The 19,687-nt window shown below is 55.2% G+C and carries 18 protein-coding genes; 6 read left to right on the forward strand and 12 right to left on the reverse strand.

Annotation, left to right across the window (positions count from 1 at the left end):
• The first annotated feature begins 74 nt into the window (after positions 1–74).
• A complete protein-coding gene (locus tag NOC_RS08260; protein WP_011330688.1) occupies positions 75–752 on the forward strand; it encodes a cation diffusion facilitator family transporter in 678 nt (225 codons plus the stop codon).
• A gap of 8 nt (positions 753–760) precedes the next feature.
• On the opposite strand, the gene NOC_RS08265 is transcribed toward NOC_RS08260, so the two are convergent.
• From NOC_RS08265 to NOC_RS08285, 5 genes are all read right to left on the reverse strand, one after another.
• On the reverse strand, positions 761–3,985 hold the full coding sequence (locus tag NOC_RS08265; RefSeq protein WP_002809496.1) for an efflux RND transporter permease subunit: 3,225 nt from the start codon (positions 3,983–3,985) through the stop codon (positions 761–763).
• A complete protein-coding gene (locus NOC_RS08270; protein WP_011330689.1) occupies positions 3,979–5,856 on the reverse strand; it encodes an efflux RND transporter periplasmic adaptor subunit in 1,878 nt (625 codons plus the stop codon). The genes NOC_RS08265 and NOC_RS08270 overlap by 7 nt, the downstream gene beginning before the upstream one ends.
• On the reverse strand, positions 5,853–7,190 hold the full coding sequence (locus tag NOC_RS08275) for a TolC family protein (RefSeq protein WP_002811697.1): 1,338 nt from the start codon (positions 7,188–7,190) through the stop codon (positions 5,853–5,855). Before NOC_RS08275 ends, NOC_RS08270 begins: the two co-directional genes overlap by 4 nt.
• Before the next feature lie 89 nt (positions 7,191–7,279).
• Positions 7,280–7,720 (reverse strand): hypothetical protein, encoded by a 441-nt coding sequence (locus tag NOC_RS08280; RefSeq protein WP_002809055.1) that lies wholly within the window; start codon positions 7,718–7,720, stop codon positions 7,280–7,282.
• Between the two features lie 55 nt (positions 7,721–7,775).
• Complete coding sequence (locus tag NOC_RS08285) at positions 7,776–8,147, reverse strand: hypothetical protein (RefSeq protein WP_011330690.1); 372 nt, start codon at positions 8,145–8,147, stop codon at positions 7,776–7,778.
• Between the two features lie 327 nt (positions 8,148–8,474).
• Between NOC_RS08285 and NOC_RS08295 the strand changes: the two genes are divergently transcribed.
• Both NOC_RS08295 and NOC_RS08300 read left to right on the forward strand, forming a co-directional pair.
• Positions 8,475–9,935, forward strand: coding sequence for a TolC family protein (locus NOC_RS08295; protein WP_002808907.1), 1,461 nt, complete (start codon positions 8,475–8,477; stop codon positions 9,933–9,935).
• Positions 9,936–9,988: 53 nt separating this feature from the next.
• Entirely contained in the window at positions 9,989–11,407 is a 1,419-nt protein-coding gene (locus NOC_RS08300; RefSeq protein ID WP_002810873.1) for a multicopper oxidase domain-containing protein, read from the forward strand.
• A 72-nt stretch (positions 11,408–11,479) separates the two neighbouring features.
• Here NOC_RS08300 and NOC_RS08305 read toward each other — a convergent pair whose 3' ends face one another.
• Both NOC_RS08305 and NOC_RS08310 read right to left on the reverse strand, forming a co-directional pair.
• Positions 11,480–12,187, reverse strand: coding sequence for a CAP domain-containing protein (locus tag NOC_RS08305; protein ID WP_002811765.1), 708 nt, complete (start codon positions 12,185–12,187; stop codon positions 11,480–11,482).
• A 109-nt stretch (positions 12,188–12,296) separates the two neighbouring features.
• Positions 12,297–12,728 carry a hypothetical protein gene (locus NOC_RS08310; protein ID WP_011330692.1) on the reverse strand — a complete coding sequence of 144 codons (432 nt, stop codon included), beginning with the start codon at positions 12,726–12,728 and terminating at the stop codon, positions 12,297–12,299.
• A gap of 353 nt (positions 12,729–13,081) precedes the next feature.
• Between NOC_RS08310 and hemH the strand changes: the two genes are divergently transcribed.
• The 3 genes from hemH to NOC_RS08325 all read left to right on the forward strand — a co-directional run bounded on the left by hemH (position 13,082) and on the right by NOC_RS08325 (position 16,341).
• Positions 13,082–14,188, forward strand: coding sequence for a ferrochelatase (gene hemH / locus NOC_RS08315; RefSeq protein ID WP_002809532.1), 1,107 nt, complete (start codon positions 13,082–13,084; stop codon positions 14,186–14,188).
• A 143-nt stretch (positions 14,189–14,331) separates the two neighbouring features.
• Entirely contained in the window at positions 14,332–14,991 is a 660-nt protein-coding gene (locus NOC_RS08320) for a protein-L-isoaspartate(D-aspartate) O-methyltransferase (RefSeq protein ID WP_002810127.1), read from the forward strand.
• Positions 14,992–14,997: 6 nt separating this feature from the next.
• Positions 14,998–16,341 (forward strand): MFS transporter, encoded by a 1,344-nt coding sequence (locus NOC_RS08325; protein ID WP_002810572.1) that lies wholly within the window; start codon positions 14,998–15,000, stop codon positions 16,339–16,341.
• A 25-nt stretch (positions 16,342–16,366) separates the two neighbouring features.
• On the opposite strand, the gene NOC_RS08330 is transcribed toward NOC_RS08325, so the two are convergent.
• The 5 genes from NOC_RS08330 to NOC_RS17710 all read right to left on the reverse strand — a co-directional run bounded on the left by NOC_RS08330 (position 16,367) and on the right by NOC_RS17710 (position 19,614).
• The gene (locus NOC_RS08330) at positions 16,367–17,413 is read right to left on the reverse strand and encodes a succinylglutamate desuccinylase/aspartoacylase family protein (RefSeq protein ID WP_002808697.1); all 1,047 of its coding nucleotides are present in this window, start codon (positions 17,411–17,413) and stop codon (positions 16,367–16,369) included.
• Positions 17,414–17,416: 3 nt separating this feature from the next.
• Complete coding sequence (gene rimK, locus NOC_RS08335; protein ID WP_002810561.1) at positions 17,417–18,322, reverse strand: 30S ribosomal protein S6--L-glutamate ligase; 906 nt, start codon at positions 18,320–18,322, stop codon at positions 17,417–17,419.
• 15 nt (positions 18,323–18,337) lie between these two features.
• Positions 18,338–18,832 carry an ATP-dependent zinc protease family protein gene (locus NOC_RS08340; RefSeq protein WP_002808965.1) on the reverse strand — a complete coding sequence of 165 codons (495 nt, stop codon included), beginning with the start codon at positions 18,830–18,832 and terminating at the stop codon, positions 18,338–18,340.
• Positions 18,833–18,886: 54 nt separating this feature from the next.
• Positions 18,887–19,087 carry a zinc ribbon domain-containing protein gene (locus NOC_RS16860; RefSeq protein WP_081430964.1) on the reverse strand — a complete coding sequence of 67 codons (201 nt, stop codon included), beginning with the start codon at positions 19,085–19,087 and terminating at the stop codon, positions 18,887–18,889.
• A gap of 392 nt (positions 19,088–19,479) precedes the next feature.
• Positions 19,480–19,614 (reverse strand): zinc ribbon domain-containing protein, encoded by a 135-nt coding sequence (locus NOC_RS17710; RefSeq protein WP_166485271.1) that lies wholly within the window; start codon positions 19,612–19,614, stop codon positions 19,480–19,482.
• Positions 19,615–19,687: the final 73 nt, after the last annotated feature.

Raw genomic sequence — 19,687 nt, forward strand, 5'->3', positions numbered from 1 at the left:
TCGTTGAAAGAAAATCTCCGCCTCGCCAATATCAAAATAGGACGATATGTTAAAAAATCAGTTGAGCATGAGGAATGGCCAATTGTTGTGAGGACAAAAGCTGCGAGGTTACCGCCCTCCGGGAACGTCACGGACGCGTATTGTGGATTGTGCTGATTATCAATCTCGTGATGTTTTTCGTAGAGGGCTGGGCGGGTCTGTTGGCTCATTCCACCTCGCTTCTTGCGGATGCCCTTGACATGTTGGGCGATGCCTTGGTCTATGGATTCAGCCTTTTTGTGCTTGCCCGTTCGGTACGCTGGCAGGCGGGGGCGGCTCTCGCAAAGGGGGGATTTATGCTTGTCTTCGGCCTTGGCGTACTGGGGGAAGCCACCTACAAGGTGTTCTATCCTATTATGCCAGGCGTGGAGATGATGGGCCTTATCGGAGGGGTGGCGCTTGCGGCAAACCTTGTTTGTTTTTTCCTGCTCTACCGCCACCGGAGCGACAATCTCAACATGCGTTCCACATGGTTGTGCTCCAGAAATGACCTGATAGCGAATGTTGGTATCTTACTGGCTGCCGCGGGTAGCTATTTACTCGCTTCACGCTGGCCGGATATTCTTGTTGGAAGTCTCATTGCAAGTCTATTTCTTAGCTCTGCGTTCAGTGTTTTGCGGCAGTCCCTTCAAGCGCTGCGCGCCCCCCATTCTGAAACCGCGGGATCGGTCGCTATTCGTCCATTCAACACCAACACATCCCACAATGCTTAGCGTACGATTTACGTTATTGTTGTACCGCCCCGGTTTACGCGCAGGCGCCGTCTCTTCCAGATAGCAAAGATCGCCGGGAAAACAATCAGCACCATAGCTAGCGCTGAGATCACTCCGCCAATCATCGGAGCGGCGATACGCTGCATCACATCCGCGCCGCTGCCGGTACTCCATAGGATAGGCATCAGGCCCACGAACAGGGTCATACCGGTCATAAGCATGGGGCGGATGCGCATGCTAGCGCCTTCCTGGATGACCTCGCGCAGGTCACCACGCGTTCTTAGGCGCCCCTCTGCCCAGCGCGCCCGGTATGCCAGATCCAGATAGACCATCATCAGCAGACCCAGCTCAACCGCAAGGCCAGCCACCGCAATCATGCCGACCCACACGGCCACGCTTAGCTTGTAGTCCAGGAACCACAGCAGCCATACGGCACCGACCAGGGAAAATGGCACGCTGACCATGATAATGAATGTTTCCGTAAGGGAGCCCCGGTGCATAAATAGCATGAAGAAGATCAGGAACAGGGTTGCCGGCAGGAGCACCTGGAGCTTGGCCTTGGCCTGCTCGAAATATTGAAACTGTCCTGCCCACTCGAGCCGGTAGCCCGCGGGAATCGCGGCGCGATCAGCAACTGCCTGCTTGGCTAACGCCACATAGTCAGCGATCCCAATGCTCGGCTTGACATCCACAAACACAAAACCCACGAGTTGGCCGTCCTCGCTGCGGATCGCCGGCGGGCCGGTGGTAAAGGCAATATCGGCTACCTGGGTAATGGGAATTTGGGCGCCGGTTGGCGTTGCCACCAGCACCCGTTCCAAGGCGGCGATATTATCGCGGTAGTTACGCCCATAGCGCACCAGGATATTGTAGCGCTCGCGCCCCTCCACGGTCTGGGATACGACGGCTCCGCCGATAGCCGCCATGATGACGCGCTGGACGTCTTCGACGTTGAGACCGAAGCGGGCGGCGCTGACCCGGTGGATAGTGAAATCGAGGAAATAGCCGCCGGTGGTGCGCTCGGCGAACGCACTACGGGTATGGGGAGTAGTGCGAGGATCATTCTGTAGGATTTTCTCAATGGCGATACCCGTTTTTTCGATGGTGGCCAGATCCGGCCCGAAGACTTTGATCCCCAGGGCGGAGCGAATACCGGTAGCCAGCATTTCGGTGCGGGTCTGGATGGGCATCCAGAAAATGTTGGGCATCCCGGGAAAACGCAGCTTCTGGTCCAGCTCCTGAATCAGATCCTCCCAGGCGAGCCCTTGACGCCATTGTTTCTTGGGCTTGAGGGTGATTACCGTCTCCACCATGGATAGGGGGGCCGGATCGGTGGCGCTAGTGGCACGGCCGACCTTGCCGAATACGTGCTCCACTTCCGGGATGCCGGCGATAATCCGATCCATGGTCTGCAAGGTTTGGGTCGCCTCGGTAATGGACATGCCCGGCAGCGCGGTAGGCATGTAGAGAATCGATCCCTCGTTGAGCGGCGGCATGAACTCAGTGCCAAGTGATCGAAACGGGATCACTGTGGCGAATAAGGCAATTACGGCCAACCCCACCACCCACCAGCGTAGCTGGATGGCCAACCGTACCATGGGCCGATAGGCCGCCACCAGCCAGCGGTTGAGCCTGCTGCGATCAGCGCGGATACGCCCGCGGATGAGCCATACGGCCAGGGCTGGAATCAAGGTGAGGGAGAGGAGCGCGGCAAACGCCATGGAATAGGTCTTGGTGTAGGCTAATGGCTTGAACAGCCGCCCCTCGGTGCCCTCCAACGCGAACACCGGCAGGAAGGAGACGGTGATAATCAACAACGAGAAGAAAATGCTCGGCCCCACCTCCTGCATGGCCTCGATCACCACATCGATGCGCGATTTTGCCCTCTCCTCCGACGGCGTGTCCCCAGCCTGCCACTGGTGCAACCGCTTGTGGATGTTGTCGATGATGACAATGGCCGCATCCACCATGGCGCCGATGGCGACCGCAATGCCGCCCAGCGACATGATATTGGCGGTCAGTCCCTGATAAGCCATGGGAATGAAGGCGATAAGCACCGCCACCGGTAAAGTGATGACCGCCACCAGCGCGGAGCGTAGGTGCAGCAGAAAGGCCAGGATCACCAGTGAGACGATGATCATCTCTTCGATCAGAGTCTTTTGCAGGGTATCAATGGCCTGCTTGATCAGGGTGGAGCGGTCATAAACCGGTACGATCTCCACACCCTCGGGTAGCCCCGGTTTGATCTCGGCCATCCGCTGCTTCACGCGGTTGATCACCGATAGGGCGTTTTCGCCGTAGCGCATCACCACAATGCCGCCGACGGTGACGCCCTCCCCATCCAATTCCGCCTGGCCGCGCTGCATTGCCGGCCCGAGCGCTACCGTGCCGACCTCCTTGAGGGTAAGGGGGACCCCGCCCGTGGTCGTCTTCAGAACGACCTGTTCCAGATCGGTAACCGATTGCACGTAACCTCGGCCGCGGATGAAGTGCTCGTAGCCGGCCACCTCCAGGAGGCGTCCGCCGACCTCGTTGTTGACAGCGCGCACCGCCTCGACTACCCGCTTGAGCGGAATGTCCAGTGAAGCCAGCTTGTTGGGATCGAGGCTGATCTGGTATTCGCGCTTATAGCCGCCTACGGACGCCACCTCGGCCACGCCTTCAATGGCCTCCAGCGCATAACGCAGGTTGAAGTCCTGCAAGGAGCGCAACTCCGCCAGATTATGGCGACCGCTGGTATCCCTGAGCGCGTACTGGTACACCCAGCCGACTCCGGTGGCGTCCGGCCCCAGGGTGGGGTTGACGTTTTCAGGTAGATCCGCCGTGGCGCTGTTCAAATATTCCAGCACCCGCGAGCGCGCCCAGTACATATCCACGCCGTCCTCGAAAATGACGTAGACGAAGGAGAGTCCAAAAAAGCTTTGACCGCGCACGTAGTTGACGCCAGGCGCCGCCAGCAAGGTCGTTGTCAGGGGATAGGTGATCTGATCCTCCACCAGGTCCGGACTGCGCCCCGGCCACTCGGTGAAGAGAATCACTTGCACATCGGAGAGATCCGGAATGGCGTCCAGCGGCGCTTGTATCAGCGCCCGATAGCCGCCGAAAGCCAATGTCGCAATGGCGACCAGGGTTAACAGTCGGTTGCGCGCGCAGTAGCCGATGAGACGCTGCAGCGCGCTAAGATCGGTGCCTTCCGCGGGGGGATGCCCCTTGCCCTGGTGTTCACTTACCATTGCTCAATCCCCGCCTTGAGCCGGCTTTCGGATGCGATCAGAAAATTGCCGGAGGTCACCACCTGATCACCGGGCTCAAGACCGCTTAGAATCTCGATCCGCCCGCCCGCGCGTTGTCCGGTCTCAACCCGGCGCGGCGCCAACCGTCCGCCGCCCAAGTCCTCGAACACGATGCGGGTCTCGCCGGCGATGATCACCGCCTCTTCGGGCACGGTAAGCCGTTGACCTAAATCGGCCTTGAGCTTCACCTCGGCGTACATTTCGGGCTTGAGCACGCCGTCGGGATTCTCCAGGGTAATGCGCACGCGCCCCGTGCGGCTATCCCCATCCAGGTAGGGATAAACGTAATCGATGTCGCCTTGAAAAACCTGATTCGGCAGATAAGGCAGGTGTACCTCGGCTGACATGCCCGCGCGCACCAGCGGCAACTCCGCCTCGTAGACCTCGGCTTCCACCCAGACCCGGGACAGATCGGCGATGCGCATGAGCGTTTCTCCGGCCTGGCGCGCCGTGCCCTCGACCACGTTCTTCATGACTACCGTACCGCCGAGCGGCGCGTGGATGGGCACGTAATCGAGGGACTCGCCCCGCCGCGCCAAGGCGGCGATCTCCCCGTTGGTCATGTCCCACAGTTCAAGGCGTTTGCGGGCGGCATCAAGGAGAGTGGATGAGGCGCTACGCTGTCTGAGCGTAAGGTATTCCTGCTGGGCTGCTAGCAGTTCCGGGCCATACACCGTAAACAGGGGCTGGTCTTTTTTCACCGGTGCGCCGACATACTCAGCATACAATTCGCCCACCCAGGCATCGAATTTCAAGCTTACATCCCCAAGCCGCGTCTCGTCATAGCTTACTTGCCCTACAGCGCGAATTGTGCGCTCCAGATCCGTGACTTGCGCCCGTGCGGTCTCCACCCCGATGAGCTGCCGGCGGCGGGCATCCAAAGTCACTGTGCCGGCAGGCGCGGCTTCAAGGGACTCCTCACTGCCGTCGGCACGAACAGCACCGGAGGCTACCTCCAACCCCCTGCGGCCGGTGGTCATATCCAGTATTACCGTATGTTCCGGAGCACCGGCCCCATTGAACCACAGCGTCAACGGCCAACTGCCTTCCATGGGTAATTCGAGTGATCCGCCATAGATGCCGGGTTTGAGCTCCTTTATCTCGGCGGGTACCTCCATGGCCGGCATGGAACCCATCGCTGGCATTGCAGCCATCGCCTCAATTTGGGCATTCTGGAGTGGCTGCCCCTGTTTATTTTGGAGGTAAATCACCACGATATTTTTGCCCACGACGGGTCTTTTTGGCTTTAAAGCGACATCGAATCGATAGGGACCCGCCACATAAGGCAGAGCGCCGGCCTCGGTGGACGCTTCAGGTGCCGTTTTGAGGGGCCGTGCGCCGGAAGCCAGCTGTAACCCTTCGCGCCCGGTTGCCAAATCGAACACGAGCCGCGTTTCACCCACCGGCGGCTTGGCAATGCGCAGCGTTAATGGCCAACTGCCTTCCATGGAAAGATCAAAGGTACCCTGGTACAAGCCTGGTTCGATTGCTTGCATCTCCGCCGGGGCCTGCATGGCGGGCATGGAGCCCATGGCGGGCATCTCCGCCACGGCATGGATTTGGGCATCACGGATAGGATTGCCTTGGTGGTCCTCGAGTACCACTTGGAGCCGGTTTTCTCCGACCTGGGGCGTGGCCGGTTGTAGGGCCACACCCACCCGGAACGGGCCTGAGCGATAGGTGGGATGAAGGCCCGTGGGCTTGGGTGCGGTCACGCCGGGCGATGCGGAAGGCGGGAGTTGCCATCCGATGACTATACCTAGGGCTAGCAATGCCGCTCCAGCGATAAAGAGAAGGAGGAATCGGGTCACGGCGTGATCTCCTTGGCAGGTGGGAGAGGCGCCGCAGGCGCTGAAATAGAGTCGGCCAGCTGGTCTAGGGGGATGCCCATCCATTGCTCTAGCTGGGCAAGCTGGCGCAAGTAATCGGCCCGTACTCGCGCTAATCCGTTCTCGGTGCGTAGTTGCTGGCGCTCAGCATCAATAACATTGAGAAAGGGACCGGCGCCGGCCCGGTAGTCGGCCCGGGCGGCGTCCAGGTTATCCTGGGCGAGGGGCGCCAGGCGGCGGAGATAGACTTTGATCACCGCTTCATTCTCCTCAACCGCGGCGCGGCTGGCCTCCAGCTCCCCCAGGAGTCGGGCCTCCCGGTCGGTGAAACGCCACCGGACCTGGCGCAGATCGGCGCGAGCGGCGTCTAGGGCTGCTGACCGCTTGTTGCTGTAATCGAAGGGAAGATTGATGGAGAAGCCGAGAGTCCAACGTTTAGCCGGATCATCCCAGAAACTGTTGTAACCAGCCATGACCCGAAAATCTGGGTAGAAGTCCTTCTCGGCTAGCCCGACCTGAGCCTTCGCTCCGGCAATACGGGCGCGGATACGGGCCAGTTCAGGGTGCGCGCGCAGTGCGGTCATTTGGAGTTGGGCGAGCCGAGGGAGGGGGGTGGTCAATTGGGGAAGCCCGGCGGGTAGCGGCACTCGGGTTTGAGGCGGGCGGTTGAGTAAGGCATTGATACGGGCCTGGACTTCGCGGCGACGGCGATCGAGGGTGACCGCCTTAACCTCAAGGCGGGCCTGGGCCACTTCAGCCTGCAAGGCGTCCTGCTGCCCCGCGCGTCCGGCCGCATACTGGATCTCGGCGATGCGTCGAAGTTCTTGCAGCAGCGCTTGGTGGTCCCGATTAATGGTCAACGCCCGGTGGACGTAGAACCATTCAGCAAAGAGGGTTTTGGCGGCTGCCGCGACTTGCAGGCGTAAGGCGCCTTCATTCTCGGCGATAGCGCGGGCTTCCTCTTGTGCCGCCTGTTTCTGGAGCGCCAGCTTGCCCGGCCAAGGTAGCGCTTGGCTGAGTCCCAGCCGTTGGTTGAACCTGCGGGAGCTGTCGAGTGTGTCGGGGGCGGTGGAATAGCTCAGCGTGGGATCGTCCAGGGCGCCTGCAGGGGCGATGCGGTACTCCGCGGCCTCAAGCGCGGCCTGCCGTGCTTTGAGGCCCGGATGGTGGCTAAGTACCGATTCCACCAATTGCGTCACCGTAATCCGTGGCTGTCCCGCAATCGGGTCCGGTTCGCTCGCAAATACCTGGGTGCCTGCAATGACCAGTGCCGCGATCAAACCGAGCTCATAGGACAAATGGGCGCTATAAAACATGAAAGACCTCCGGGAAAAGAAATAAAGCGGCGCACAGCCTGCATTGGCATGAGTCTGCGCTTAATCTGTATTAAAGACCGGAGGTCTATTTAATTTCGCAAACGGTGGGTGAACAGGTAAGTGCGAGTTCCAGGGAACCCAGAAGAGAAAGGGGGGATAGGGGGCGCGGTGAGAAGTGGCCTAGGTAACGCCACCACAAACGTGGCGGGGGGAAGAATGGCAGGGGGAGGTTGAGGGCCGTCCAACAGCATCGCTAGTAGCTGGGAGGAGGCGGGCGAGGGGGCGTGTAGGCCCGCTAATTGGACCACGCTGACCTGGCAACAATCTGTCCCGGTGTGGCTCTCGGAGGCGCCGCATCCGCCTTCCATTTCGCAGCTATCCGTCACTGGCTGACCGCAGCAACAGACAAAGCGGGGCTTATCATCCATAAGAGAGCAAGCAAAGATTTCCTGGGATTGGGTACCCAGACCCATAAGCAGAAAAATCCCCACCATTATCTGCCGCAGCCGGAGATGGCGAAATAATCTCATGTGCTAAAGTTTATGAGCAATCATGATCCCGAGCAAGCGCCGACCCGCTGCTGGATTAATCCTCTACTATTGCCAATTCGTGATGTAACTTCGCAAGTGCCCGGTTCTCTTCTGCTGCTTCCTTATAACGGCGGGTTAAGTTTTGGTAGTGCAGAACCATATAGCTACGGATATTAGGGTAAACGTCGGTGATTTTTTTATATACTTTGGCCAGTTCTTGATATTCTTCCGATTTTTTTTCTAAGCGCTTGGCTTCTTCTTCATAATGGGCCACTAACCGCTCATGGTCAGCCTTGGTTTTGGCGTTGGCAATTGCCTCTTCAATGTGCTCGATCTCTGATCCTTGGCTATGGGCAAGCATGGGTGCAAGAATAAAGGCTATTGTCAGCACCATTTTTGGTACGAGCCCTCCATAAATTCTGTTCATTGTATTGTCTCCTTTGCAAGATCCCGTTTGACTTGTTCAATCAATCTCCCCCGCTTGTGGGCGGAGGCGTTCAATATCATCCCCCCGTTTTTTAACCCAACGCCTAACAGTGATATTAGAAACGCCGCTCAAGCATTTAATACCACGAAAACCAATCCCTTCAAGATAAAGTTTTATACACCGTTTTTTATAGCCTCGATACCGCGGCATTTCTGACAAGGCATAAAACTTTATCTCAAATTGCAATGGTCTATCCTTGAAATAGAAATTTAGAGAAAGTGTTTTGGCACGTCTATATAAAAAATAATCTCTCCTCCGGTGTTTTTAATGAAAATAAGCCATTCCCCCAGAGCGTGTAACCGCCTACCGGTTTTAGGAATAATAGCCCTTGCTTTGCTATTCATATTCACCAGTTGCGCAAGTCATAACCTCCCTTCCCTGGGGGGACAGCCAGGACAAGGCGCACTTTTTGAACCTGAAAACGGGACCATTGCCGCCTCGCCTGAGCAGACCGGGGAAGGGAAGCCATTGTTTGGCGGCGTCTCATCCCCCGAGCCTGTGCTAACAGAGGGAGAAGCGCTTTCCTTGAGCAAGTTAGAGGCCCTCGCGCGGCAACACAATCCTACTTTGGCCCAGGCCAAAGCCCAGATCCAGTCAGAACATGCCAAGGCCCTGGAAGCGGGGCTTTATCCCAATCCGGTCATAGGATATATCGGTGAGCAAATCAGCGTGCGGGGAACCGTGGGTGAATTTCAAGGGGGATTTATCCGCCAGAAAATCGTCACGGCGGGGAAGCTGCGCTTGAGCCGTGAGAAATACCAAGCCCGCGCTTCTGCCGCGGAGCTTCTTGCCCTGGCCCAGATGTACCGGGTGATTAACGCGGTGCGTATGCAGTTTTACCGGACCTTGGGCGCCGAGCGTAAGCTTGAGGTTCAACAAGAGCTGCTAGAGACGGCGGAAGATAGGCAGGTGACGGTGCAGGAGATGTTCAACGTGGGACAGGCCAATCGGGCCGATCTTCACCAGACACGGGTTCTACGCCAGGCGCAGCTACTCAATGTGCAGCAGGCGGAGAATGATTTGGCCATGGAGCGGGAAACTCTGGGAGCGATTATTGGTTTGTTGCAACCCCTGGGGGAGGTGACGGGGAAGTTGGAAGCTCCTTTGCGGCACCTGGTGTGGGAAGAGGCTCTGGAGCGGCTATTGGCGGAGAGCCCAGAGCTGGCCGCAGCCCATGCCAATCTTAAAGCCGATGAAATTATGGTGCAGCGGGAAAAAGTGGAACCTATTCCCAATCTATTTATTGAAGGCTCTGCCGGCCGAAACTTTGAGGCTTCCGAGACCGTCTATGGGGTGAGGGCTTTTGTGGAAGTACCCCTTTTTGATTGGAATCAAGGCACCATTCGGCAGGCTAAAGCAGATTGGCGACGCCAGCGCAATGAGGTGCGCCGGACGGAACTCAGCTTGCGCCAATCCTTGGCCGACTGGTTTCGCCGTTTTCGCACCGCGCTGCAAAAGGTCACGGAGTATCAAAATGTCATTTTGCCCCAATCGGAGCAGCGCTATGTCACGCGCCTTAAAAGCTATCGGGCGGATCGGGAAACCTGGCCGGGGGTGTTGGAAGCACAGCAAGACTTTTTTCATCGTGGCCTGATTTATATTGACCAACTGGTAGCTTGGCGGCAAGCCCAGGTGGCGATTGATGGCTTTCTCTTGGTAGGGGGGCTGGAGCCGCCAGCGGGTGTGGTGCCTCCCGGTCACATTGATTCGGTACCTAAACCCCGTTAAGGGCGAGCCATGGCATCATGGTCCCCATAATTTCTCAAGGAGGTTGTTCATCGATGAAAAAGGGCCTAAGCCGCAGGCAATTTCTGGCCACCAGCACCGCGGCAGTAGCGGCGAGCGCTTTAGGCGGAAGAGATGTCCAAGGGCAAGAGTCGACAGCCGAATCGAGACAGAAGCAGGCTAACGGTCCCGACTCTGCTCAGTCCTCTTTCTCCCGCTACTCGCGCTATCATCCGAGTTTCGGCGGTCCGCCGGAATCGGATCACTATTTGGGAAAGTTAGTGCCCGGATTGCGACAATCGGGCCTTCCGCCGGTGCCGTTCGAAGCGCCTGATTTGGGCAAGATTCCCTGGCGAATGGTGGGCGGAGTCAAAGAATTTGAGATTCGCTGCACCCCGGTGAAGCGGGAGTTTTTGCCTGGGCAGTTTATGAATGTCTGGGGGTATAACGGTAGTCTGCCAGGACCGACCATCGAAGCTTTCCAAGGCGATCGGGTCCGTTTCGTGGTGCATAATGAATTGCCAGAGCCCACCACTTTCCATTGGCACGGTTTGGAATTGCCCGTGCAATTTGACGGGGTGCCTGGCCTGACACAAGATTTGATTCCGCCGGGGGAAACCTATGTTTATGAGTATGATCTCCATCAGACCGGCACCTTTTTCTATCACTCCCATGTCACCATGCAGGAATCGTTTGGAATGGCGGGCTTTTTTATCATTCACCCCCGGATAGCCTACGATCCTCCAGTAGACCGGGATTTTGGCCTGATTTTTCAGAATTTTTTTATCTCCCCAAATACCGCTACCCCTGATTCCATGGCGATGAATTGGAATTGGCACACCATTAATGGGCGCAGCGGTCCTTATACGACTCCTTTAGTGTGCAAGCATGGGGAACGGGTACGAATACGGCTGATGGACTTTAGCCCCATGCAGCATCATCCCATTCATCTTCATGGCCATACTTTTTGGTTGACGGGCACCGAGGCGGGGCGTATCCCGCCCAACGCATGGGTTCCTAGGAACACCACCTTGACAGGCGTGGCCATGGCTCAGGATTTTGAGTTTATCGCTTTTAATCCGGGGGATTGGATTTTTCATTGCCATATGACGCACCATATGATGAATCACATGACTCAACAGGTGGGGCCCCGTATCCGCCAAAAAGTGGATGTGTCCCGTTACCTGGCGGATTTACCTAACCGGCCGCCGGTGGAATCTTCCCTAGCGCAGCCGGCTTTCGAGGTTCCGGGATATCCGCAAAAAATGCAGGGCATGGAGATGAACGCCGAGGCGATGCGCAAGCTTAATGAACGGCGGGAGACCCGGGGGATGCGCAAGCAGTGGCATGAGGGCGTCAAAGGGCTGATGACCGTGCTGCGGGTGCTTCCAGAGGATCTCTATAATCGGGTGATGCATAGCGAGGAGGCCATCCAGCCAGGTGAAATCTTTGAGGCTGTAGCCCGGCGTAAATGAGTAAAGGGTGGACAATTTTTGATAGTTTCCTGGGGACTGGAAGTTACCCCCGCTACTCCCTGTCAAAGGGGATTATTCTTTTCTGACCCGGAATTTTTGCCCTTCCCGCCTGATGGTATAACGATTCCCGTTATTGGGCTGTACAAAGGTATTTTCTTGCTGGTCTGGCCAATGAAAGCGCAAATTTTCTGAGCGGCACAGCTGGTGGGTTCGGATGGCCCGCGGCGGAAGGGGGAACAGCTGGCTGCCGAGTTCATACTGAATGGCGGTAGCCGTGTTATTGACGACCTGAAATTCGATGCGCAGGGATTTTGGGCGGCCAAACATTTGCACTGCGTAATAGTAGCCACTCTGTTTACTTCGCGCTACCGCCACCCCAACTTCCGTCACCCCTGGATCGAGCATGTTCTTGCGGTGTCCTGGCGAGGACTTCCATCCTTGGAAAAAACCTTGGATTAATTCCTCGGTGGTGAAGCCTGCCGTATCGAATTGAAAGGCGATATTCTCGGAAACGATGCAATATCGATAACCGTATCTACTCGCACGTTCCGCCGGTTGGTTGCCATCCGCATTGTGACCATACTGGTCAGTGCGGGCCATAAATTCCGCGAAATACCGGGAGGCTTCCTTAAGCTTGGGGCTGACTGTCAACTTTTGGCGGCCTTTCTCCTGGCGGAAGGTGTTCGTGCGGTTGATGATTCCTTTCGCTGCTTTGGTTAGGTGGGGAGAACTTTTCTCTTGCCGAGGCTGAGCCTTTCTCTTGCCGAGGCTGAGCCGCATCGGCAACTTGGCTATAAGTAAAGATAGGAAGGAGAAATGCCGCAAAAAGGAAGATTAAAAGACTTTGTCGGTACATCCTCTCTGGTCGCCTCTCTCAATGAAACTCTTTTTATTTCCGCGCTAGCCGCTGATAAGCGCCGGCAGCGGCGACACCAAACACAAGGTGAGCAGCGAGGGTAATTCCGTCCCGTACTTCGGTAAACCAGGGAAAGAGGAGGGTTAAACCGTATAAGTTGAGGGCATAAATCGCTAGCCCGAAAACGACGCCTGTCAGCAGACTCATCCCCCAGGACTGGCGATGAATGGCCCACGCCAGCAGCATGCCGTAAAAAACGGATAGCACAAAATGAATAGCTGCTGCTACGATCATAATTCCTGGACTGAAGCGGATGGGCGGGGGGAGAACGGCTTCGCCCATTACCAGGGCCGCCGTTAATTGAGTGTCTCGAAGTAAGGGGTTCAGAATGTCGTCGATGAAGATCCACCACATCACTCCCTGGGCCAGGGTCGCCAACACACCTGCAATAATGCCGGCCCACATTGCGGCACCCCTATCGATAGAGGAGAAAGAGCAAGGGAGCGGGGGGTTAGAGCGGCGCATTAGGAGACATCTGTATTCTAATAGAGGATTTCAGTGGAAATATGTCGCAAATTAAAACCAAAATAACTGCGCTTACGGGCATAATAAAATTCTGTTGTATATTTTACATGATATAGGGATGAATCGTTACTTACCCCCATGTTATCTTTAGTTACTAACCTTACTTTTTCCGGCCTATCCATCTGCCTCGCTTTATCTAACTCTACTCATGGCAGGATACAATGAAGCACTTAACTATATAATATAGGTCTATAGGTCGCTTTTTCTTGCGGTGATGATATTAGGGACTTACAGTGAATTTTAAAGGTTATTCGGATTACCGCCATGATACGGTTGCCCGTATCGGCGTTTTGGTGGCCAGTCTAGGAACACCAGAAGCGCCTACGGCATCTGCGGTGCGGCGCTTTTTAGCTAGCTTCTTATCTGATCCGCGTGTGGTGGAGTTGCCCCGTCCTTTATGGTGGCTTATTCTCCATGGCATTATTTTGCGTATTCGGCCATCCCCAGTGGCTCGTCTGTATCAAAGTATCTGGCGGGAAGATGGATCTCCACTGCTGAGTTTTGCCCGGCGTGTGGGACAAAGCCTGCAAGCTGAATTGGATAGCCGGGGAAGGTCTATTGAAATAAGGTTAGGAATGCGTCACGGCTCGCCTTCCATCGAAACGGCGCTGGAGGAACTGCGCCAGTCGGGAGCCCAGCGGCTATTGGTTTTTCCTCTTTATCCCCAGTACTCGGGAAGTACTACCGGCTCTACCTTTGATGCGGTAGCCCAAGTGCTTTCCACTTGGCGCTGGGTGCCGGAATTGCGGATGATTGCTCAATACCATGATCATTCCGGCTACCTTGAGGCATTGGCGGAGACGATTCGGCGTAGCTGGAAAGAGGCGGGGCGGGGAGAGCGCTTGCTTATTTCTTTCCATGGCCTGCCGAAACGGTACTTACTAGCCGGCGATCCCTATCATTGCCAGTGCCAAAAAACCGCTCGCCTTTTGGCAGAGCGATTAGGATTAAAAGAGGGCGAATGGCAAATAGCTTTTCAGTCCCGTTTTGGCCGTGAAGAATGGCTTAAGCCCTATGCTGATCACCTCTTGCAAGCCTGGGCCGAAGCCGGAATAAAACGGGTGGATGTCGTTTGCCCTGGGTTTGCTGTCGATTGTTTAGAAACTCTGGAAGAGATGGCCCAGCGTAACAGGGAACTGTTTTTACACGCAGGAGGAGAAGAGTATCGCTATATTCCCGCGCTTAACGATGAGTCTGCCCATATCCGTGCTTTGACCGATCTGGTTGAGCAACATATCCAAGGGTGGTCCGAAGCCGATTTAGGTGGGGGGCGGGAGGCGACGGGTCAAGCCGCCGAGAGAAGCCGTCAACGGGCTTTGGCGCTTGGCGCTAAGCAATAAGTGGATGAGCTAACTATGGCGGGATGCAAAGTGTGGTTTACGTCACCGGTCCCGAGACTGAAAAGCCAAGACTGTCTACCCTGAAGGGGCCTTAGCGTAATTCTTCCCGCGGCTGACGTTGCGGGTTTCCTTGCGGAGGATGTATGAAATCTCATCGAGAAATGTTGCGGGGTATCCAGCGGGAAGCCGGTATTACTCAACGCTGGATTGGCAAGGAATCGCTCGATAGGCGGGTTATGGAAGCTATGAAGGCGGTGCCGCGTCATGAGTTTGTGCCGGATGAACAACGTCCTTATGCCTATGATGATGCTCCTCTAGCTATCGGGTGTGGACAGACCATTTCCCAGCCTTATATCGTTGCTTTGATGACTGATCTTTTAGATTCCACACCTGATGATATCATCCTGGAGGTGGGAACAGGTTCAGGATACCAAGCGGCGGTTCTCTCCAGGCTAGTAAAAAAAGTCTATACCATTGAAACTATTGAGGAACTAGCGCAACAAGCCGAGGCTCGGCTGGAGCGGCTTGGTTATTCTAATGTTGAGGTTCAAACTGCGGATGGTTATTTTGGCTGGCCGGAACAGGCACCCTTTGATGGGATCATGGTAACTGCGGCGGCACCTTCAATTCCCAAGCCCTTGATCGATCAGCTCAAGCCAGAAGCGCGATTGGTGCTTCCCCTGGGAGCCGGTTCTCCCCAGGAGCTTATGGTGGTAACAAAAAAAGAAAACGATGAAATCGATATCCATCGTGTGCTGGGGGTGTCTTTTGTGCCTTTAACGGGAAAGCATGAGGTACCGTAAAGCCCTATGCAGCATGAGCTACAATCTATTTCTTCATTGCTTTTTGGTATTGCCATTGTACTATTGGGTTCGGGCCTATTAGGCACCTTAGTGGGGGTGCAAGCCAATCAGGAGCAATTCAGTTCCACGGTTATTGGTTTTATCCAATCTGCCTTTTTTCTGGGCTATGTGCTAGGAACCTTCCTTTGTCCCCTTCTAATCAAGCGCGTAGGGCATATCCGCGTTTTTGCCACCATGGCCGCGTTAGGGTCGGCAACAGCGATGGGCTTTGCACTTTGGGTCCATCCTCTCTGGTGGGTTCTATTGCGGATGGTTTTGGGAATTTCGGTAGTAGGGCTTTATATGGTGGTTGAAAGCTGGCTCAATGAGCAGTCTTCCCACCATAGCCGGGGCCGGGTGTTCGCCATTTACATGAGCATTACGTTGATGGCCTTGGGGTTTAGTCAGTTTCTTCTTTTAATAGAGGATAATCATGGCTTTATCCGTTTTGCCTTGACCGCCGTGTTGTTTTCCCTAGCCCTGATTCCGGTTGCGTTGACCCAGACGCTGGAACCAAAACCGATCTCCGCGCCACGCTCGAATCTTAAAGAACTTTATTTAGTCTCGCCCCTAGGGGTTGTGGGAGCTTTGGTGGCCGGCCTTGCCAGTGGCGCCTTTTGGGGGATGGGAGCAGTGTTTGCCCAGAATATTGGTCTCTCGGTCTCCAGTACCTCCGTGTTTATGAGCACAGTTATCTTTGGAGGCGCCCTGCTACTATGGCCGGTGGGCTATTTATCGGATCGTTGGGATCGGCGCAGAGTGCTCATCATGGTTAGCTTTACCAGTGTGGCTAGCGTGTTGGGCGCCGCCCTTGTTTTAGATGCTTCAACGCCGATGCTGCTGTTGCTTGCCTTTCTTTACGGGGGGGTTTCTTTTTCCGTTTATGCCCTGGCCGTGGCTCACTTAAACGATCACCTTAAGCCTGGGGAAGTACTAGAAGCGACTCGGGGGATTCTGTTAGTTTATGGGGCTGGTTCCGCTCTGGGGCCCTTGATTGCTGGTTTTTGCATGGCGGTTTGGGGTCCCTCCGGTTTACTAGACTATTTAGCGGCTATTTTGGCGTTGCTCGGGCTGTTTGGCCTTTACCGCACCCAGCGGAGTGCTCCCATACCGGCTGAAGAACAGGGGGAATTCGTTCCCATGATACGAACTTCTCAAGCTGTCCTTGAAATGTATCCAGAGGCCGATCTGGAGCCAGAATTGGACTTAGCGTTGAGTACTGATTTTGAGGAAGAAGCAGAGCCTGAATCCCCGCCGGATTCTTTTAGCATGGACTGGGACTCTCCGGATTATGAGCAAGAGAGAAAATAGTGGGCCTTGGTCTAGAGGCTAAAATTCAAAGAATGGGAGGTTCTTCGGGATGGGCCATACCGTTGCCCGGGCCATATTCCTGTTGAAAGGCTTCTAAGGCTTCAGCAACCGTTTCTGGTTTTCCAAACTGAGCTAGGTGATAGAGAGCTTCCCCTTCATGCACCAATGGCAGGTTGGTGCGTCCCACCACAATGCCCGAGAAAGGGGCGATTACTGTCTCGGTCTTTTCTCCAAAAGGATCGGCCAGCATAGCCATGGTATCGCCTTTTTTGACATGATCGCCAAGGGCGGTAAGGGAGCGCAGGATACCGCTTTGGGGCGCCCTGACCCAGTTTGAAGAGCGCGCCACCACGGGTTCGGCCCGAGGTTTTTTCCTTTGACGTGGGGGAAGCATTTCCAGTTCCCGCATCACCGAGACAATTCCACTGACACCGGCGCGGATTGCAAACTCGTTAAAGCGTAATGCTTCCCCCCCTTCATACACTAATACGGGGATGCCGAAATCAGCCACCGCGTGGCGTAGTGAGCCGTCCCGCAGATCGGAGTTGAGGATGACGGGGGAGCCAAACGCATGGGCTAATCGTTTGGTCTCGGGGTTATCCACCAAGGTGCGGATCTGGGGTAAATTGTCCCGGTGGATAGCTGCGGTATGGAGATCAATTCCGTGGGTACAGCGGGCGACGATTTCTTCCATGAATAGATAGGCTAGACGGGCGGCCAGGGAGCCAGTTTTAGAGCCGGGAAAGGAGCGATTAAGATCCCGCCGGTCAGGAAGATAGCGGGATTGATTAACAAAGCCATAGACATTGACCACGGGCACGGTGAGTAAGGTTCCCCGAAGCCGCTGTAGAATGCGAAGCCCCACTAAGCGGCGGATGATTTCAATCCCATTAATTTCATCCCCGTGAATGGCTGCGCTGATAAACAATTTAGGCCCCGAGCGTTTTCCATTAATGACTTGGATCGGCATGGAGACGGCGGTATGGGTGTAGAGCTGGGGGACGCTAAGATCCAATGTGATCCGTTCACCCGGGCCTATCTGGTGGGCCCCGATCTGAAAAGCCTCGCCCATGGTTCAGCCTTTACCGCGGGTTCGGGTTCGGCCTCGCGTGGCATTTTTCTCGATAAACTCGATGACTTTTGTGGCTACATCCTTGCCGGTTGCAGATTCGATTCCTTCCAGGCCCGGGGAGGAATTCACTTCCATGACCAGCGGGCCGTGGTTTGAGCGTAGAATGTCAACCCCAGCCACGTTTAAACCCATGGTTTGAGCGGCCCGGATAGCCGTGGAGCGTTCTTCTGGGGTAATGCGAACCAGGCTGGCACTGCCCCCCCGGTGGAGATTGGAGCGAAATTCGCCCTCAGGAGCTTGTCGTTTCATGGCGGCGACTACCTTATCGCCAATGATAAAACAGCGGATATCAGACCCCGCCGTTTCTTTAATAAACTCTTGCACTAAAATGTGCGTTTTAAGCCCCATGAAGGCTTCGATAACGCTTTGAGCCGCTTTTTTATTCTCGGCTAATACGACCCCGATGCCCTGGGTGCCTTCCAGGAGTTTGATAACAACTGGTGCGCCGCCTACCATTTTGATGAGATCATCGATCTCATCAGGCGCGTGGGCAAACCCGGTGACTGGCAAGCCAATTCCTTTTCGTGCCAGAAGCTGCAAGGAACGTAATTTATCGCGGGAGCGGGTGATGGCGACGGATTCACTGAGTGGATATACCCCAATCATTTCAAATTGCCGTAGCACGGCCGTACCATAAAAGGTGACTGACGCTCCAATTCGGGGAATCACCGCATCAAAGCCGGTCAGGTCTTCCCCCTTGTAGTGAATGGAGGGCCGGTGGGAGGCAATATTCATATAACAGCGCAGCACATCCAGGACGCGGACCTCGTGTCCCCGCGTTTTAGCTGCCTCTACCAGCCGCCGGGTCGAGTATAGTTTGGCATTACGGGATAGAACCGCAATTTTCATGATAGGGACTCCTTTTTATGACTTATCCTTGGTTCTTTTTGCATAACGGCGCGCCAGTGAAGGGCCTGCAAGATAGGAGGCATCTGGGACTATCCTTGTCTTTCCTGCTGTGAGGGCAGTGCGCCCCAAGAGCATGCGAAAGCGCATGGTATCACGGTTAGTGAGGGTGATTTCGATAGGCCAGCATTTATTTCCGATTTGCACAGGGGTTTCGATGACATAGCGATTTTCCCGGTGCCCTCCAGAATCCGTCACCACCCGTTTATCAAGAATGTCAGCAACACAGATCAGTTCTACATCGACCCGGCCCTGAAGGGGGTGAAGGCCAAAGCGGATCTTATTTTGATGGCCCTCTTGGAAGGATTCTAGCCAAAAGGCATGGAGCACTGATGTGCGTGCGCCTGTATCAATTTTGGCTTTAATGCCAGGGACTCCAAGCTCCGGCAGTTTCACCCATTCCCGCCATCCGAGAAAAAAATCTTCTTTATCTGGTTCTTGTCTTGTGGTCATTATTTTCTACCGCTCATAAAAGTCTAGGATAACCTGTAGAAAACCCAGGCTTATTCACGCCATCCACACCGGCGCCACCGGAGCAGACTTACGCGGCTCTTGCGTGCGTTTAACGTCTGGCTTGAGCGTGTCCCGACGATACCTGTTTAAATTAATCGCGGCATTGAGATCGAGGTCGATGGTCAATCCGCAATCACAGGCCAACGCTCTATCCGCTAGCGTGATGTCATGAAGCTGGCCGCATCCCGAGCACATCTAATTTCAATTTTCGTAGATTAAATAAGATTATCTTAGATTGTACTTAACAGTTTCATGCTCTAGCAGAACCTTTAAGGAATGGATAATTCACCGATAAATGGACCTGCAATACAGAGGGGATGGGAGTGTCTTGACAGTGTTATTAGCGTATTGATTTCGATTCGGCGTTATCATAAATTCCATTTCAGAACATATAATTGAGGGAACATTGACTACTCCCCCTCCCTTTAATTAGGAAGGGAACTCCTAATTCAACAAGAATTAGACACGGAGATTGACCCCATGCCGCTTACACTCTCTCCAAAAACTAACATCGCCAGCCCGGCAACTTTAATATTGACCGCGGCGTTCACGTCACGGTCGTGGTGAGTTGCACACTCGGAGCACGTCTAGGCCCGTATATGCACGGGCATCTTGTTTTTGAGACACCCACAAGCCGAACAGCGTTTGCTGGATGGGTACCGCTGGTCAATGGCGACCAATGAGCGTCCCACCCTGTCAGCCTTGTACTCAAGCGGGCGCACAAATTCACCCCAAGCGCATCGCTGATCGACGTGGCAAGCCGTGGGTTGGGCAGCATGTTCTTGAGCTTCAGGG

The sequence above is a fragment of the Nitrosococcus oceani ATCC 19707 genome, assembly GCF_000012805.1.
Classification (GTDB): domain Bacteria; phylum Pseudomonadota; class Gammaproteobacteria; order Nitrosococcales; family Nitrosococcaceae; genus Nitrosococcus; species Nitrosococcus oceani.